Origin of the sequence: Streptomyces misionensis (assembly GCF_900104815.1) — a bacterium.
Classification (GTDB): domain Bacteria; phylum Actinomycetota; class Actinomycetes; order Streptomycetales; family Streptomycetaceae; genus Streptomyces; species Streptomyces misionensis.
Window position 1 is genome coordinate 7,216,407 of record NZ_FNTD01000004.1, and the last position, 16,247, is coordinate 7,232,653.

The 16,247-nt window shown below is 74.5% G+C and carries 11 protein-coding genes; 4 read left to right on the forward strand and 7 right to left on the reverse strand.

The window, feature by feature from the left end:
- Window positions 1-18 precede the first annotated feature (18 nt).
- The 5 genes from BLW85_RS34090 to BLW85_RS34110 form a co-directional block, all read right to left on the reverse strand.
- Window positions 19-1,050, reverse strand: coding sequence for an ornithine cyclodeaminase (locus tag BLW85_RS34090; RefSeq protein ID WP_074995077.1), 1,032 nt, complete (start codon window positions 1,048-1,050; stop codon window positions 19-21).
- Window positions 1,047-2,081 (reverse strand): cysteine synthase family protein, encoded by a 1,035-nt coding sequence (locus tag BLW85_RS34095; RefSeq protein WP_074995079.1) that lies wholly within the window; start codon window positions 2,079-2,081, stop codon window positions 1,047-1,049. Before BLW85_RS34095 ends, BLW85_RS34090 begins: the two co-directional genes overlap by 4 nt.
- Before the next feature lie 6 nt (window positions 2,082-2,087).
- A complete protein-coding gene (locus BLW85_RS34100) occupies window positions 2,088-2,990 on the reverse strand; it encodes an oxygenase MpaB family protein (RefSeq protein WP_070022529.1) in 903 nt (300 codons plus the stop codon).
- Window positions 2,991-3,018: 28 nt separating this feature from the next.
- Window positions 3,019-4,023 (reverse strand): terpene synthase family protein, encoded by a 1,005-nt coding sequence (locus BLW85_RS34105; protein ID WP_074995082.1) that lies wholly within the window; start codon window positions 4,021-4,023, stop codon window positions 3,019-3,021.
- A gap of 78 nt (window positions 4,024-4,101) precedes the next feature.
- Window positions 4,102-5,532, reverse strand: a complete 1,431-nt coding sequence (locus BLW85_RS34110; RefSeq protein WP_074995085.1) for an aldehyde dehydrogenase family protein — start codon at window positions 5,530-5,532, stop codon at window positions 4,102-4,104.
- A 210-nt stretch (window positions 5,533-5,742) separates the two neighbouring features.
- Between BLW85_RS34110 and BLW85_RS34115 the strand changes: the two genes are divergently transcribed.
- From BLW85_RS34115 to BLW85_RS34125, 3 genes are all read left to right on the forward strand, one after another.
- Window positions 5,743-6,519, forward strand: a complete 777-nt coding sequence (locus BLW85_RS34115) for a thioesterase II family protein (RefSeq protein ID WP_074995088.1) — start codon at window positions 5,743-5,745, stop codon at window positions 6,517-6,519.
- A gap of 107 nt (window positions 6,520-6,626) precedes the next feature.
- A complete protein-coding gene (locus BLW85_RS34120; protein ID WP_074995090.1) occupies window positions 6,627-7,502 on the forward strand; it encodes an enoyl-CoA hydratase/isomerase family protein in 876 nt (291 codons plus the stop codon).
- Window positions 7,499-8,458 carry a TauD/TfdA family dioxygenase gene (locus tag BLW85_RS34125; protein WP_074995093.1) on the forward strand — a complete coding sequence of 320 codons (960 nt, stop codon included), beginning with the start codon at window positions 7,499-7,501 and terminating at the stop codon, window positions 8,456-8,458. Before BLW85_RS34120 ends, BLW85_RS34125 begins: the two co-directional genes overlap by 4 nt.
- 71 nt (window positions 8,459-8,529) lie before the next feature.
- On the opposite strand, the gene BLW85_RS34130 is transcribed toward BLW85_RS34125, so the two are convergent.
- Together BLW85_RS34130 and BLW85_RS34135 are read right to left on the reverse strand one after the other, a co-directional pair.
- On the reverse strand, window positions 8,530-9,681 hold the full coding sequence (locus BLW85_RS34130) for a glycosyltransferase (RefSeq protein WP_074995095.1): 1,152 nt from the start codon (window positions 9,679-9,681) through the stop codon (window positions 8,530-8,532).
- A gap of 93 nt (window positions 9,682-9,774) precedes the next feature.
- Window positions 9,775-10,842, reverse strand: coding sequence for a polyprenyl synthetase family protein (locus BLW85_RS34135; RefSeq protein WP_079172511.1), 1,068 nt, complete (start codon window positions 10,840-10,842; stop codon window positions 9,775-9,777).
- Between the two features lie 229 nt (window positions 10,843-11,071).
- Here BLW85_RS34135 and BLW85_RS34140 point away from each other — a divergent pair, with 229 nt between their 5' ends.
- A complete protein-coding gene (locus tag BLW85_RS34140) occupies window positions 11,072-16,228 on the forward strand; it encodes a non-ribosomal peptide synthetase (RefSeq protein WP_079172512.1) in 5,157 nt (1,718 codons plus the stop codon).
- Window positions 16,229-16,247: the final 19 nt, after the last annotated feature.

Sequence of the window (16,247 nt, forward strand, 5' to 3'; positions counted from 1 at the left end):
TCGTCGTGCGGGCGGGGGTCAGCGGGCGAGCGGCACCCCGACGCCCAGGGCCCGCGCGCGCTCGAACACCGCGGCGGCCACCGCGATGTCCTGCACGCCCATGCCGAAGGGGTTGATCACCACCCGCTCCCGGTCCCCGACGCGGCGGTGGTAACCGCCCGAGAGGAGGGTGGGCAGGGCGGCGTCCACCGCGCGGCCGTCGTGCGGCGCGGACGCCCCGGGGCCGGTGACCCGGCCCGCGCGGGCGAGGACGCCGAGCAGGCGGTGGTCGTCGTCCACGACGAGGTCCCAGTCGTCGACGAACAGGTGATCGCAGCCGAGCAGCAGACTCTCGGCCGCGTCGTCCAGCGACACGTTGACGAACGTCCCGCCGGCCGGCACCCAGTCGAGTTCGACGTAGGGCTCGGTGGTGGTGGTCACCGCGATGGTCAGCTCGGCCCGCTCGACCGCGTCGCGGGGCTCGGCCACCACGGTCACGGTGACCGCGGGGCCGGCCGCGCGCCAGGCGGCGGCCACCTCACCGGCCCGCGCCGGGTCCTGGTCGTACAGGTACAGCTCCTCGACGCCCGGGCAGGCGCCGGCGAGCAGTTCACGGTGCACCTCGGCCTGCCGGCCGCAGCCGAGGAAGGCCACCCGCCTGATCCCGGCCGTGTCCCGCACGGCCCGGACGGCGGCGATCGAGACCCCGGCGGTGCGCAGCGCGCTGATCCGGCCGCCCTCCATGATGCAGACCGGCCGCGCGGTCTCGGGGTCGTACAGCACGATCAGGCCCGCGGCGCGCGGCAGGCCGAGCAGGTGGTTGCCCAGCGAGGCGTTGATGATCTTGCAGCCGTAGCTGTCCCCGGACCAGCCCGGCAGGATGAGGCTGCGGGCGGCGGCGCCGGAGCCGGTGGTCCAGCGCAGCGCGGCCTCGGGGGCGAGCCCCGCCTCCTTGCGGGCGTAGGCCAGCAGGGTGCGGTGGGCGAGGTCGACGACCGGCAGGTCCGCGGTGAGCCGTCGTACGTCGGCGCCGTCGAGATAGGTGAGGGTGTCGTCCGGGTGTCCGGTCATCGGTCCGTCTTCTCTTCGGGGTGGATGTGGTTCAGCACGGCCAGCGCCGCGCGGATCTCCTCGTCGGACTCGGGCGCGCGGGAGCCCGCCGCCCCGTGCAGCTGGGGGTACTTCTCCCCGCTGTCCGGGCAGACGCACGCGATCTCCCGCAGCGCCGGGTCCAGCCGGGCCCGGACGACCGCGCCGAGCACCGCGGCGCCGCCGCTGCCGCCGAGCGAGATCCCGGTGTGCCGCCGCACCAGCAAGCAGGCCGCCGCGGCCGCCGTGTCCCCGATCCGGACGACGTGGTCGACATGGCCCGGCTCGATGAACCCGGAGACCTGCCCGGACCCGAACCCCATGAACTTGTGGGGCCGTTCGGCGGGGACCCCGCCGAGCGCGGAGGAGCCCACGGCGTCCACCGCGATGATCCGGGTCCGGGGCGCGTTGCCCCGGAAGTGCCGGGCGAGTCCGGCCAGCGTGCCGCCGGTCGAGACGGCCACGGCGACGGCGTCGAAGTGCCCGTCCGGCGCCCCCTTGACCAGCTCGGGGCCGGTCTGCCACTCGTGCACGCCGGGGTTGGCCGGCGAGGCGTACTGGTTGCTCCACACGGCGTCCGGGTCCGTCGCCAGGATCTCGCGCACGGCGGCCAGCCGGGCGCCCAGCGTCCGGCCGCCCGGCACCTCGCGCACGGTCACCAGGTCCGCCCCGAACGCGGCCATCCGCTCGACGCTGCCGCGGGGCGTGGTGGGCTCCACCACCAGCGTGCAGCGGTAGCCGCGTTCCGCGCACAGGCCGGCGAGCGCCACCCCGAGATTGCCGGAGGTCGACTCGACCACGCGCATGCCGGGCCGCAGCGTCCCGGACGCCTCCAGCGCGGCCAGCAGGGCCTCGGCCGTGCGGGCCTTGATGGAGCCGAATCGATTCTCCGACTCCAGTTTGAGCCAGACGCGGACGGTACGGTCGCCGAGCGCGATGCGCACGGGCCGCAGCGGGGTGTTGCCGATGCCGACCGAGCCGGCGGGCACCGCGAGCGCGGTGGGTTCCGTCATGGATGCTCAGTCCTCGGTGTTCTGGGTACGGGCCGCCGGCCGCTGCCGTACGGGTGGGGCGGTGCGGTGCGGGCCGATGTCGGCGAGGTCGTAGCCCGACGGGTAGCCGGGGTACGTGCGGGCGGTGGGGCGGGTCATCAGCCGGGTCATCAGCCGCGGGGCGAGCCGCTCGGCACGGGCGTGGCCGCGCAGCCCGGCGTGGTGCAGGGCGCGGGCCCAGCGCGGCGGGCGGGCCAGGCCGAGGGCGTCGAGCGCGGGGTCGTCCAGCCGGCACGGCAGGGTGGCGCAGACCAGGTCCCGGACCGGGCGCCGGTACCAGGAGGCGTAGAGGCCGATGATGGCCGTGCCCACGCGGTGGTTGCTCGGGGCCCGGTCGAAGCGCGCCCGCTCGTACTCCCGGTTGAACGCCTCGAACGTCGGATAGTCGGTGGGGATGTCCCGGATGTTCATCCGCTTGCCCACGTTGGCGAAGAAGTAGAACGCGGCCAGCCGCTCCGTCTCGCTGGTCGGGCGCCAGGCCCAGCGGTCGATCCAGCGCACCGGTTCGAACACGAACGTGGACAGGACGTAGAGCATGTCCTCGTTCTCGATGTCGAACCTGCGGTGCGCGTTGTTGATCTGCCGCAGCGCCTGGCGGCCGCGCGCGGAGTCGTATCCGCCGCGGACCAGCTCGCCGAGGAGGATGCGGGTGTCGTCGTAGCGCTTCTGCGCCCGCAGCGCGAACTCGCCCGAGCCGTCCAGGACTTCGGAGATGGCGGGCACGCAGCAGGTGCGCCAGATGGCGACTTCGAGGCCCCGGCCGTAGTCCCAGGGGAACTCGCGGTCGGAGGATATGCGGTGGATCTCCTCGTGGTCCGCCTTCGGATCGAGGGTTTCCAGGTGTCTGAGTGTCGCGAAGCGGTCTCGCATCCGTACCCCGTTCACGGTGGGAGGGCGGCTACAGCGGTGTGGACCCGGTGGCGCCGGCCACCTCGGGCCGGGAGGGGTCGAAGCGCAGCGTCTCGAAACGCCACTTGAGCTGGCCGGTGAGCCAGCTGCGCAGCCCGGCGACGTGCCGCGCCAGCCGGTCCGCCGGGAACAGGGCACGCTGCCCGGGCGTGAGTCCGTCCACGAAGTGCTCGCTCAGCTCGGTGAACCGGTCGAAGCGGCCCTGGATCATCGCGCCCACCGCGTCGGCGGAGGTCTGCAGATCGGTGCCGTGCGCGTGCTGGTGGACCAGGACGAGATTGTGCGGGTCGCCCAGCAGTGCCTCCTTCTCGCAGGAGAAGAGGTCGTTGGTCCACAGGTCGGCGTCGGACAGGGCCGCGTTCATCTCGGCGAACTCCGGGAGCCGGTAGATCTCCTCGGGCACCTCGGCGTGCGTGGTGACCTCGATGAGGTCCAGATAGGGCATCAGGGCCCGGCCGCGCCTGGCGATGTACTCGTCCAGCTCCGGCACCCGTCCGGTGAGCCGGTTCTCCGACTCCCAGGCGCAGGTCTCGAAGAAGTCCGCGACATGACCCGCGAGCCGGGTGCGCCAGGCCGGGGAGGTGAGGGGGACGGTACGGCGCCACAGGTCCGCGTAGGCCGGCCGGAACACCTTGGTGATCGAGTGGGCGGGGGTGACGGACTCGTCCACGGAGCCGTCGGCGGTGAACCAGCCCAGCACCTCCGCGCACACCTCGCGCAGCCGCTCCGGGTCGGTGCCGAGCGAGGTCTCGTCGAACTGGTCGTCCAGCACCAGCATGGTGCTGATCCAGTCGGTGACCAGCTGGAGTTCGAAGGCCCCGGCGTGCGGATAGGCGCGGCCCATCAGCGTGCCGAGCAGGGAGCGTTCGTGGTGGCGGCGCGCCGCCTCGTCGGGCACCAGGCCGTAGCGGGCCACGAAGGCGCGGGTGCCCGCTTCGGCGTCGTCGGCGTACGGGCTGAGTTCGGCAGGGAATTCCACATGGATGTGGGGCATGCGCAGGGGCACGTTGTCACCCGTCGTCGGTGGCGGAAGGTTGGTGGTGGGGGATGGGGGGAGGCTGGGAAGGGGGCGTCACGCGGGCAGCTGGAGGGACTTGACCTCCTGGAACTCCTGGATGCCGTGGCGTCCCAGCTCCCGGCCGTGCCCGGACTGCTTGTAGCCGCCGAACGGCGCTGCGGCGTTGAACCTGGCCCCGTTGACGTCGACCTGGCCGGCCTGGAGGCGGCGGGCCACGGAGACGGCCCGCTCGACGTCGGCGGACCAGACGGTCGCCGCGAGGCCGTACGCGGACCGGTTGGCCAGCTCGACGCCGTCCGCGTCGTCGTCGTACGGCAGGACGGCGAGGACCGGGCCGAAGATCTCCTCCCGGGCCAGGGCGGAGGAGGGGGACACCTCGGTCCACACGCTCGGGGCCACGAAGTGCCCGGCGGGTGACGGGCGGATCGCCGGGTCGGGCTCGGTCACCCGGCGCGCGCCGTCGGCGGCGGCGCGGGCCAGGTGCCCGAGGACGCGCTCGCGCTGCCCGGCGGAGACCAGCGGCCCCAGCCGGCAGGCCGGGTCCTGCGGATCGCCCGGCACGTAGTCGGCGACGACCGAGCGGGCCACGTCGAGCGCCTCGTCCAGCCGGTGGCGCGGGACGAGCAGCCGGGTGCGGGCGGAGCAGGTCTGGCCGGCGTTGTGCAGGGCGCTGTGCACGCCGTCCTCGACCGCGACCGCGAGGTCGGCGTCGGACAGCACGAGGGTGGCGGACTTGCCGCCCAGCTCCAGGCAGGTCCGCTTGACGGTGCCGGCCGCGGCCGCGCCGATCGCCCGGCCCGCCGCGAGCGAGCCGGTGAAGGACACCAGGTCGACACCGTCGTCGGCGGCCAGCGCCGCGCCCGCCGACGCGCCCCGGCCGGGCACGAGGTTGAAGACGCCGGGCGGCAGGCCGATGCCGTCGATCAGTTCGGTCAGCAGGTAGGCGGAGAGAGGGGCGAGTTCGCTCGGTTTGAACACCAGGGTGCAGCCGGCCGCGAGCGCCGCACCGATCTTGGCGACGGCCTGGTGCAGCGGGTAGTTCCAGGGCGTGATGGCGGCGACCACCCCGACCGGCTCCCGCACCACGAGGGAGTGCCCGATCCGCTCCTCGGCGTGCGCGGCGCCCAGCGCGTCGATGAACCCGTCGAGCACCTTCGGGGGCAGCCCGGCCTGGACGCGCCGGGAGAAGGCGATCGGCGACCCCATCTCGCGGGTGACCGTGCGGGCCAGCTCCTCGTGGTGCTTGGTCAGGGCGTCGCGCAGCGAGGACAGCGCCGCGATCCGTTCCGCCGGGCCGGTCGTGGACCAGCCGGGCAGGGCGGAGCGGGCCGCGTCGACCGCGTGCCGGACGTCCTCGTTCCCGCAGTCGGGCACCTCGCCGACGGTCTCGCCGGTCGCCGGGTTCTCGACGGCGATGGTCCCGGTGGCGCGCGGCGCGGTCCACCGGCCACCGAGATAGACCGACCGCAGGGGCAGTGAACTCATGGTGTGAAAGTCCCTTTCGGCGGCATGACCATGGGGGGAATTCCGGAAGTGATTGCGGTCCACTCTAGGGACGGTTCCGCCGGGCCGGCTTGATGAATTCTGTACGGGAAAACTGCCTCCCATAAAGGGTGGTGACGGGCCGGGGAAAAGTGATTAAAGTGCGGTGCTCGAAATGTCGTGACGCCGAAAAGACCCGGGAGATGGCCACCCGTGACGCCCGCACCCTCCGTACGCGCCGTGCCCCCCGCCGAGCGCTGGCTGCGCCGGTTCCGTCCGGTGGCCGGCCCCCGGCTGCGGCTGGTCTGCCTGCCGCACGCGGGCGGCACCGCGGGTGCCTTCCACGGCTGGGCGGCGACGCTGCCCGACGACGTGGAGCTGGTCGCGGTGCAGTACCCGGGCCGGCAGGACCGGTTCGCCGAGCCCTGCCCGCGGGACATGGGCGAGCTGGCCGACACCCTCGCGGGCGCCCTGCTGCCACTGTTCGACACGCCGGTCGCGCTGTTCGGGCACAGCATGGGCGCGGCCCTCGCCTACGAGGTCACGCTGCGGCTGGAGACCCTCCACCGGGCCGTGCCGAGCCGGCTGTTCGTCTCGGGCCAGACCTCGCCGACCCGCCCGCGGCGCGACCGTGATCTCCACCTCGGGGACGACGACGCGCTGCTGGCCGGCCTGCGGGAACTGGGCGGCATGGACGAGGCGGTGCTCGCCGACCCGGAGCTGCTGCCCCTGCTGCTGCCCTCCTTCCGCGCCGACCTGCGGCTGATCGAGACCTACCGGCCGCGGCTGACGGCGCCGGTACGGGCCCCGGTGACGGCCTGCGTCGGCGACGCGGACCCCGACGTACCCGTCGCGGACGCCGCCGCGTGGGCCGACCTGGCGGCCACCGAATTCGACGTCCGGGTCTTTCCCGGCGGGCACTTCTATCTCGTGGACCGGGAGGCGGAGGTCGTCGCGGATATCGCCGGACGGCTCGCCGCCGTGCGCTGAGTCATTTCTTCCGGACGGACGGTGTCCGGACCATCGCCCGAGGAGTCTGGTGAATTGTGTCAGAGGAGTCTTGCCGGTGCGGAATGACGAAAGGGGCGCCGTCGGGCATGGCCGCGACTGAATCACCGGCCACCCTGCTGGTGGACCGGCCGGACCCCGGGATCGTGGTCGCCACGCTGAACCGGCCGGCCCGCCGCAACGCCCTCGACGAGGACCTGTTCGCCCGGCTGACCGCGCTCTGCGCCGACCTGCGCGCGGACCCGACGGCGCGCGTCCTCGTGCTGGCCGGGGCGGGCGGCACGTTCTGCGCCGGGTACGACATCGGCGAGGTGGACCGGATCGCCGGCCTGCCGCCCCTGGAACTGCTCGCCCTGCTGCACCGCCAGGCGGCGGCGGTCACCGGGCTGCGCGAACTGCCGCAGACGGTGATCGCCGCGGTCGACGGCACCGCGGTCGGCGCCGGGCTCTCGCTCGCGCTCGCCGCCGACATCCGGCTGGCGGACCCGGCGGCCCGGTTCCGGGCCGCCTTCGTGAAGATGGGCCTGTCCGGCGGCGACATGGGCGCCTCCTGGCTGCTGCCGAGGATCACCGGCCTGGGCTTCGCCTCCGAGATGATGCTGACCGGCCGCTGGGTCGAGGCGCCCGAGGCCGTCGAACGGGGGCTGGCCAACCGGGTCACCGAGCCCGGCGGAGTACGGCGGGCAGCCCTGGACCTGGCCGCGGAGATCGCGGTCAACAGCCCGGTCTCGCTCTGCCTCACCAAGCAGGTGCTGCAGAGCAACACCGACGCCCCCTCGCTGGCGGTCGCCCTGGAACGGGAGGCGCCCGCACAGGTGGTCGCCGCCCGCTCGCCGGACGTCCGCGAGGCCGTGGCGGCGTTCCGCTCGCGCCGGCCGCCCCGCTTCGACGGCGCTCCCGCGGCGCAGGACCACGCCAACCCAGCGGGCAACCGGGCACCGCTGCAACGGAAGGACGCACCATGACCCGACTCGACACCCCACCCGCCACCGCCGCCACCGGCACCTGGCGGCCCCGGATCGTCCGCCCGGCCGACCTCGGCGTGGCCGCGAGCCCCGAAGGACTGCGGGAGTTCCTGGCCGGCGCCGACATCGCCGGACTCCTGACGGCCGAACGCGCCGTCTTCTTCCGCGGGTTCGGCATCGGCACCGACAGCTACGACGCGGTGGCCGACCTGCTGCTGCCCGAGCGGCTGGCGTACGTCCACGGCAACTCGCCGCGCACCAAGGTCGGCCGCAACCTCTACACGTCGACCGAGTACCCGGCCGAGTACGACATCTCCATGCACAACGAGATGTCGTACGCCCACGCATGGCCCGCCAGGATCCTCTTCTACTGCGAGGTGGCGCCCGAGACCGGAGGGTCCACCCCCCTGGTCGACGGCCGGCTCTGGCTCGACTCCCTCGACCCCGAGGTGCGCGAGGCCTTCGCCGGCGGTGTCCGCTACACCCAGAACCTGCACGACGGCGTGGGCTTCGGCAAGAGCTGGCAGGCCACCTTCGAGACCGAGGACCGCGCCGCGGTCGAGGCCTTCCTGGCGGGAGCCGGGGCCGAGTGGAGCTGGCAGCCGGACGGCACGCTGCGGGTGACCCAGCTGCGCCGGGCGACCCTGGAACACCCGGTCACCGGCACCGAGGTGTGGTTCAACCAGGCCGACCAGTGGCACATCGCGGGCCTCGGCGAGGACGCGGCCGCGCTCGCCGCGATCATGCCCGAGGAGGAGCTGCCGCAGAACGCCTCCTTCGCGGACGGGAGCCCCATTCCGGCCGCGTACATCACGCACATCCAGGAGACCGGCATGCGCACGGCGGTGGACGTGCCCTGGGAGGCCGGCGATCTGCTGCTCGTGGACAACGTCGCGGTGGCGCACGGCCGCCGGGCGTTCACCGGGGCGCGCCGGATCCTGGTGGCCATGTCGTAGCCGCGGCGCACCACTCGAGGAAGCCCGCCGGTCGGTGCGACCGGCGGGCTTCGTCATGCGGCCGGGGCGAGCTACGCGCCGCGCAGCGGCGAGCGCTCCGCCGCCACCCGCTCCAGCTCCGCCACCGCGTCCGCGACGCTCGGCAGGGCCAGCATCCGGCGCTGCGCACTCCGCGCCCGCCGGGTGAACTCCGGGTCCTGGAGCACCTGTTCGCAGCCCTTGGCGATCTCGGCGGCGTCGACGTCCCGGATCCGGGTGCCCAGGCCCAGCTCCTCCACCCGGTCCGCGTTCTGCGGCTGGTCGCCGAAGACGGGCAGCACCGCCATCGGCACTCCGGCCCCGACGCACTCGCGGATGCTGTTGTACCCGCCGTGCGTGAGCATCAGCTGCGCGCACTGCAACAACAGTGGCTGGGCGAACGACTCGACCAGGTGGACGTTGCCGGCGACGCGCTCCTGCTCCACCGGGACGCCGCCGGTCGCGACCACCGCGACGCAGTCGACCCGCGACAGGCCGGCGACCATGGCGTTCAGCAGCGTGGTCGGGTTGTACTTCGCCCACCGGTCCAGCGGGATGTTGTGGTCCTGCGGGCGCAGGTCCTTGAACTGCGGGAGCGCGGTGCCGATCGCGGCCACCACCAGCGGCTTGTCCGTGGGCAGCTGGGCCACCCACCCGGGCAGGCGCTCGGCCCGGTCGACCGTGGCGGGCTGCCGGTAGGCGAAGGTGTGCGGGGTCGGGTTGGCGATGAAGCTGTGGTCGGGGGGCATGCAGTCCAGCCGGCCGTAGCGGAAGATCGCGTGCGGGTCGTCGGTGGGGGGCAGCCCCACCTCCGCGCGCCGTTCGTTCAGCGGCGCCAGGACGAGGGCCGGGTCGAACACGTTGCCGCTGCCGGAGGGCACCGGCAGGTGCGGCACGCCCAGCTCCTCGCCGACGAACGACGCCGCGAACTCCGTGCCGTCGCGCAGGATCAGCGCGGGTCCGAAGTCACGGGCGACCGGGAGCAGCGCCCGGAAGGTGTCGGCGAGCTTGGGGCCGACCCGGGACGAGGAGCCGGGGGCGGGCAGGGCGCCGAGGACCGAGACCGGCTCGTGCGCGAACACATGGGTCAGCTCCGGCGGTACGACGACGAGCACTTCGTGGCCGGCCTCCGCGCAGGCCCGGGCCAGCGGAAGCATGGCGCGCGCGTGCGAGGGCTTGCCGGTGACGGTGCACAGGATGCGCATGACGGTTCTTCCTCCGATGCGGGGGTGGGGATGTGACTGTGGGGGGCGGGGTGGGGGGCATACGGGTGGCGCGGGGGAGCGGACGCCGGCCGCTCAGCCGGTCCGGTGGACGGCCTGCCGGGCCATGGCGCACAGCTGCGCCGACCAGTCGGGGGCGAGGGCCCGCCGGGCGACCTCCTCGGCACTGCGCAGCCGCTCGGCGATGGCCGACTCGACGGTGTCCCGGAAGCCGTTCGCCAGCAGCAGGTCGTGCAGGCGGTCCGGGTCGGCGCCCGCCGGGTCGTCGCCGACCAGGGCGGCGATCTCCGCGTCGTCGCGCAGCGCGTACGACATCAGCAGCGTCATCTTGTGCTGCCGGAAGTCGAGTTGGGCCGGCTTGCCGGTCAGTTCGGGGCTGCCGAAGGCGTCCAGCAGGTCGTCGCGCAGCTGGAACGCCTCGCCGACGGCCAGCCCGTACTCCTCGAACGGGCCCAGCAGCTCGCCGGCCCCGGCGAGTTCGGCGCCCATCGCCAGCGGACGGTAGACGGTGTAGCGGCCCGACTTGAACAGCGCGATCCAGCGGGCGAGTTCCGGATCGGGCACGAACCGGGCGGCGGCCCGCACGTCCAGGAACTGACCGACCATCAGCTCCGTGCACAGCTCGCCCCAGACCCGGCGGGCCCGGGGCGGGCAGTCGGCGAGCAGTCGTTCCGCGTAGACCAGGGCGAGGTCGCCGGCGAGGACGGCGACGCCCTCGCCGTACCGGCGGGCCTCGCCCCGCCAGCCGCGCTCCCGGTGCAGCGCGGAGTGCGCCCGGTGCGCGGTTGGCTCGCCCCGGCGCAGCCCCGAGTCGTCCATGACGTCGTCGTGCAGCAGCGCGAAGGTGTGCAGCAGCTCCAGGGCCGCCGCCACGTCCACGACGGCGTCGTCGCCCGGATCGCCGCCGCCCGCCAGATATCCGGCGACGCAGAAGGCCGGGCGCAATCGCTTGCCGCCGCTGCCCACCATGCGGGCCACGCAGTCGATCAGTTCCGTGGAATCCGGGTTGCGCTCCGCCCAGACGCGGCGCTCTTCGGCGAGGAATTCCTGAATGCGCCGCTCCACTCGGGCCAAGAGGAAATCGAGGGTGTCGCGGGCCGTGTCACCGGTGATTCGACGGCTCGTCGGAAGGGCTGTGGACATGGTTGATCTCCTGTTGCCGGGCCGACCTCAACCTGCCCTTTCTCGCACACCCAAGCCGCCCTGGAAAGGGGCAGCTTGACGTATAGCCACTGTCCAGGCCGGTGTGCCGGGGTCGGGCTAACCTCCTCGGAGCGCGCGGACCCCGTCCGCCGGGAACCGCATTCTTTTCCGTGTCTTGTGCGAGCAGGAATTCCCCTCCCGCGCAACCGTAGGTGAATGGCGAGGAATTATGGATCTGTCTCTGTCCTTTACCGACGGCGAGCAGTTGCTTCCGCTGACGGGCGCACAGGCAGGGGTGTGGTTCGCACAGGCCGTCGAGCCCGACAGCCCGATCTTCCGGGCGGCCGAGTACCTGGAGATCCACGGCCCCGTGGACCCCGAGCTGTTCGAGCGGGCACTGCGCCGGATGACCGCCGAGGCCGACGCCCTGCACATCACCTTCGTGGACACCGAGGACGGCCCGCGCCAGCGCATCGGCGCCGAACCGGACTGGCGGCTGCGGATCGTGGACGTGTCCGGCGAGTCCGACCCGCGGCGCGCGGCCGAGGAGTGGATGCGGCGCGACCTGCGCCGGCGCATCGACCTGACCGGCACCGAACTGTTCACCTACGCGCTGTTCCGCGTCGCCCGGGACCGCTGGTTCTGGTACCACGCCTACCACCACATCCTGCTGGACGGGGTGGGCGCCGCCCTGCTGGTCCGCCGGGTCGCGGACCTCTATTCCGCGCTCGTCGCCGGCACCGAGCCCGAGCCCGGCCCGTTCGCCTCCGTGCGCACCCTGCTCGCCGAGGACGCCGCCTACCGCGCCTCCGAGGAGTTCACCGCCGACCGCGCCTTCTGGCAGGGGCGGTTCGCCGACCAGCCGGAACCGATCGCCCTGTCGGCCCGCCCCCTCGTGCCCTCCGCGGACTTCGTGCGCCGCAGCGCGCACCTTCCCGCGGACGTCCAGGACGCGCTGGTGCGGGCGGCGGAGCGGGCCGGCACCGCGCGCTCCCGGATCGTCATCGCGGCCACCGTCGCCTATCTGCACCGCATGACCGGCTGCACCGACGTGGTGCTCGGACTGCCGGTGACCGCGCGGCCGGGCCCGCACTCGCGCCGCGCCCCGGGCATGGCCGCCAACGTGGTGCCGCTGCGCGTGGCCGTGGACGACGCCACCACCGTCGCCGAACTGCTGGAGCGCACCCGCGTCGCCCTGCGCGGCGTCTCGGCCCACCAGCGCTACCGCGGCGAGGACCTGCGCCGCGACCTGGGCCTGCCCAACGACCACCGCCGGTTCTTCGGGCCGCTGATCAACGTCGTGCCCTTCGACTACGACCTGCGCTTCGCGGGCAGCCGGGCGGACGCCCACAACATGTCGCTGCGGCTCATCGAGGACCTGGCCATCTCGGTCTACGACCGCGGCAACGGCACCCCCGTCCGGGTCGACTTCGACATCCACCCCGAGCTGTACGGCACCGCCGAACTCGCGGCCCACCAGGACCGCTACGTGGCCTTCATCGGCCGGCTGGCCGAGGCGCTCGCCGAACCCGGCACCCCCCTCGGCAGGCTCGGCCTGCTCGGCGCGGACGAACTCGCGGACGTCCTCGCCCCGCCCGCCCCCGCGGCGGCCGGGCCCGCCCCCACCCTGGCCGGTCTCTTCGAGCGGCAGGTCCGCAGGACGCCCGACGCCCCCGCCGTCCGGTACGAGGACACGGTCCTCGACTACGCCGAGCTGAACCGGCGCGCCAACCGGCTCGCCCGGCTCCTCATCGCCCGCGGCGTCGGCCCCGAGGACCGGGTCGCCCTGCTGCTGCCCCGCTCGGCCGAGTTCGTCGTCGCGCTGCTGGCCGTGGTCAAGGCGGGCGCCGCCTACGTCCCCGTCGACCCGGACTACCCCGCGGCCCGGATCGCCCACATCCTCGGCGACGCGCACCCCGTGTGCGTGCTCACCGACGCCACCACCGCCGCCGCGGCCCGTGAGGCGGGTTCGGCCACCCTCGCGCTGGACGACCCGGCCGTCCTGGCCGAACTGGCCGCCGCCGCGGACACCGACCCGGCCGACGAGGACCGCACCGCCGCGCTGACCGCCGGGCACCCCGCCTACGTCATCTACACCTCGGGCTCCACGGGCCGCCCCAAGGGCGTCCTCGTCACCCACACCGGCATCCCCGCCCTCGCCCAGACGTTCATCGAACGCCTGGGCGTGCGCCCCGGCAGCAGGGTGCTCCAGTTCGCGTCGATGGGCTTCGACGCGATGGTGCCCGAGCTGTGCATGGGCCTGCTCGCCGGCGCCACCTTCGTCCTGGCACCGCGGGAGCGGCTGCTGCCCGGCGACCCGCTGGCCGCGTTCACCCGTGAGGCCGGCATCACCCACGCCATCCTGCCGCCGTCCTCGCTCGCCGTGCTGAACCCCGAGGGCGACCTGCCGCCCGGCATGACCATCCTGGTGGCCGGCGAGGCCAGCTCCGAGGAACTGGTGGCCCGCTGGGCGCCGGGCCGGGTCCTGGTCAACGGCTACGGACCCACCGAGACCACCGTGTGCGCCACGATGAGCGAGGCGCTCGACGGCACCCGCACACCCCCCATCGGCGACCCCTTCGCCGAGACCCGGGTCTATGTGCTCGACAGCGCCCTGCTGCCCGTGCCGCCCGGCGTCACCGGCGAGCTGTACGTCGCCGGGCCGAGCCTCGCCCGCGGCTATCTGGGCCGTGCCGCGCTGACCGGCGAGCGGTTCGTCGCCAACCCCTTCGGGCGGCCTGGCGAGCGCATGTACCGCACCGGCGACCTGGTCCGCCGGCTCCCCGACCGCACCCTGGAGTTCGTCGGCCGCGCCGACGACCAGGTCAAGATCCGCGGCTACCGCGTCGAGCCCGGCGAGACGGAGGCCGCCCTGCTGCGGCTGCCGGCCGTCGGCCAGGCCGCGGTGACGGTGCGCCGCGACGCCACCGGGGCGCCCGCCCTGGCCGGCTACGTCGTCCCCGCCGAGCCCGGCGACGGCCTGGACGTCGACGCCGTACGCGACGCCCTGGCCGAGGCGCTGCCCGGCTACCTGGTGCCCGCCACCCTGACCGTCCTCGCCGCGATCCCGCTCACGCCCAACGGCAAGGTCGACCACCGGGCGCTGCCCGACCCGGGCGCCCCCGGGGCCCGCACCCGCAGGGCCCCGGCCACCCCGCGCGAGCAGGCGCTGTGCGCGCTGTTCGCGGACGCGCTCGGCCTCGCGGACGTGGGCACGGACGACGACTTCTTCATGCTCGGCGGCCACTCCCTGATGGCCGCCCGGCTGGCCCGGCGGATCAGCGCCGAACTCGGCGTCGACTGCGGCGTGGAGGCCGTCTTCGCCGCCCCGTCGGTCCGCCGGCTCGCCGACCGCCTGGGCGCCCCCGCGGCCGGCCGGCCCGCGCCGGCCCCCGTCCCGCGCACCGGCGACCTCGAACTCTCCCACGCCCAGCAGCGGTTGTGGTTCCTGGACCAGCTCGAAGGACCCAGCGCCGCCTACCACATCCCGCTCGTCCTCACCCTCGACGGCCGACTCGACCGGCAGGCCCTGGAGTCCGCCCTCGGCGACCTCACCGCACGGCACGAGATCCTGCGCACCGTCTACCGCCAGCGCGACGGCGTGGCCGCCCAGCACATCCTGCCCGCCACCGGCACCGTGCCCGCCCCCGTGCGGGCGGTGACCGACGCCACCCTCCCCGGCGAGCTGTCCGCCGCCATCGCCCGCCCCTTCGACCTCGCCGCCGAAGCCCCGCTGCGCGCCACCCTGTTCGCCCTCGCCCCCGAGCGCCACGTCCTGCTGCTCCTGCTGCACCACATCGCCGCCGACGCCGGCTCGCTCGGCCCGCTGCTGCGCGACCTCACGGCCGCCTACGACGCCCGCCGCGCCGGAACGGCGCCCCAACTGCCCCCGCTCGCGGTGCAGTACGCCGACTACGCCGCCTGGCAGCGCCGGGCGCTGGGCGACGAGAACGACCCGGACAGCCAGGCCGCCCGCCAGATCGCCTTCTGGACCGAGCGGCTGGCCGGCCTGCCCGACCACCTGGAACTGCCCGCCGACCGCACCCGCACGGCCCACTCGGCACCCGCCGCGGACCTCGTCACCCTCGACCTCGACGCGGCCACCCACCGCCGGCTCGGCGAGCTGGCCCGCGCCGGCGGCACCAGCACCTTCATGGTCGTCCAGACCGTGGTGGCGGCCCTGCTGACCCGGCTCGGCGCCGGCACCGACATCCCCCTCGGCACCCCCGTCACCGGCCGCCCCGACGACGCCCTGGACGACCTCGTCGGCTTCTTCACCAACACCCTGGTGCTGCGCACCGACACCTCGGGCGACCCCACCTTCCGCGAGCTGCTCGCCCGCGTCCGTGCGGGCAACCTCGGCGCCTACGCCCACCAGGAGCTGCCCTTCGAGCGGCTGGTCGAGGTGCTCAACCCGGCCCGCTCGACGTCCCGGCACCCGCTGTTCCAGGTCATGATCGCCATGGACAGCTCGCAGCGCGCCCTGCCCGCCGCCGACGGCCTCACCCTCGGCCTGCTCGACGTGCCCACCGGGACCGCCAAGTTCGACCTGTCCTTCAACATCCGCGAGCACCGCACCCCGGCCGGCGACGAGAACGGCGTCCTCGTCGCCCTGGAGTACCGCACCGACCTGTTCGAGCGCGGCACCGCGCAGGCGTTCCTGGACCGCTTCGCCCGGCTCGCCGAGACCGCCGCGAACGCCCCCGGCACCCGGATCGGCAGCGCCCCGCTGCTCGCCGCCGACGAGACGCACCGGCTGCTGGTCGAGTGGAACGACACCGCCGCTCCCGAGTCCCTGACCGACGTCGTGGCCCGCGTCCGCGAGGTCGCCGCCGAACGCCCCGACGCGGTGGCCGTCACCGACGACCACGGGGACCTCACCTACCGGGACCTGGTGGACCGCGTCGACCGGCTGGCCGCCCGGCTGCGCGCCCGCGGCGCCGGACCGGACGCGGTGGTCGCCGTACTCGCCGAGCGCGGCGCCGCCGCCGTCACCGGCTTCCTCGGCATCCAGGCGGCCGGCGCCGCCTACCTCCCGCTCGACACCCGGGCCCCCGTGGAGCGCTCGGCCGCCCTGCTCGCCGACGCGCACGCCGGCTGGCTGCTGGCCGGCCCCGGCCAGGAAGCGGCGGCGGACCGGATCGCCGCCGCGGGCGGCGCGCACGCCGAGGCGCTGCCCGTGCACGACCCCGACGACCCCGCCGCGCCCGCCGCGCCCCGCACCCCGGACGCGGCCCGGCTCGCCTACGTCATCTTCACCTCCGGCTCCACCGGCCGCCCCAAGGGCGCGATGGTGCACCACCGGGGCATGAACAACCACCTGCTCGCCAAGGTCGCCGACCTCGGTCTGACCGCCGCCGACACGGTCGTCCTGAACGCCCCCTGACCTTCGACGTCTCGGTCTG

Bases quoted from the DNA above. Each gene is read 5' to 3' on its own strand.
- BLW85_RS34090 (WP_074995077.1), bottom strand. From the start codon at position 1,050: ATGACCGGACACCCGGACGACACCCTCACCTATCTCGACGGCGCCGAC.
- BLW85_RS34095 (WP_074995079.1), bottom strand. From the start codon at position 2,081: ATGACGGAACCCACCGCGCTCGCGGTGCCCGCCGGCTCGGTCGGCATC.
- BLW85_RS34100 (WP_070022529.1), bottom strand. From the start codon at position 2,990: ATGCGAGACCGCTTCGCGACACTCAGACACCTGGAAACCCTCGATCCG.
- BLW85_RS34105 (WP_074995082.1), bottom strand. From the start codon at position 4,023: ATGCCCCACATCCATGTGGAATTCCCTGCCGAACTCAGCCCGTACGCC.
- BLW85_RS34110 (WP_074995085.1), bottom strand. From the start codon at position 5,532: ATGAGTTCACTGCCCCTGCGGTCGGTCTATCTCGGTGGCCGGTGGACC.
- BLW85_RS34120 (WP_074995090.1), top strand. From the start codon at position 6,627: ATGGCCGCGACTGAATCACCGGCCACCCTGCTGGTGGACCGGCCGGAC.
- BLW85_RS34125 (WP_074995093.1), top strand. From the start codon at position 7,499: ATGACCCGACTCGACACCCCACCCGCCACCGCCGCCACCGGCACCTGG.
- BLW85_RS34130 (WP_074995095.1), bottom strand. From the start codon at position 9,681: ATGCGCATCCTGTGCACCGTCACCGGCAAGCCCTCGCACGCGCGCGCC.
- BLW85_RS34135 (WP_079172511.1), bottom strand. From the start codon at position 10,842: ATGTCCACAGCCCTTCCGACGAGCCGTCGAATCACCGGTGACACGGCC.
- BLW85_RS34140 (WP_079172512.1), top strand. From the start codon at position 11,072: ATGGATCTGTCTCTGTCCTTTACCGACGGCGAGCAGTTGCTTCCGCTG.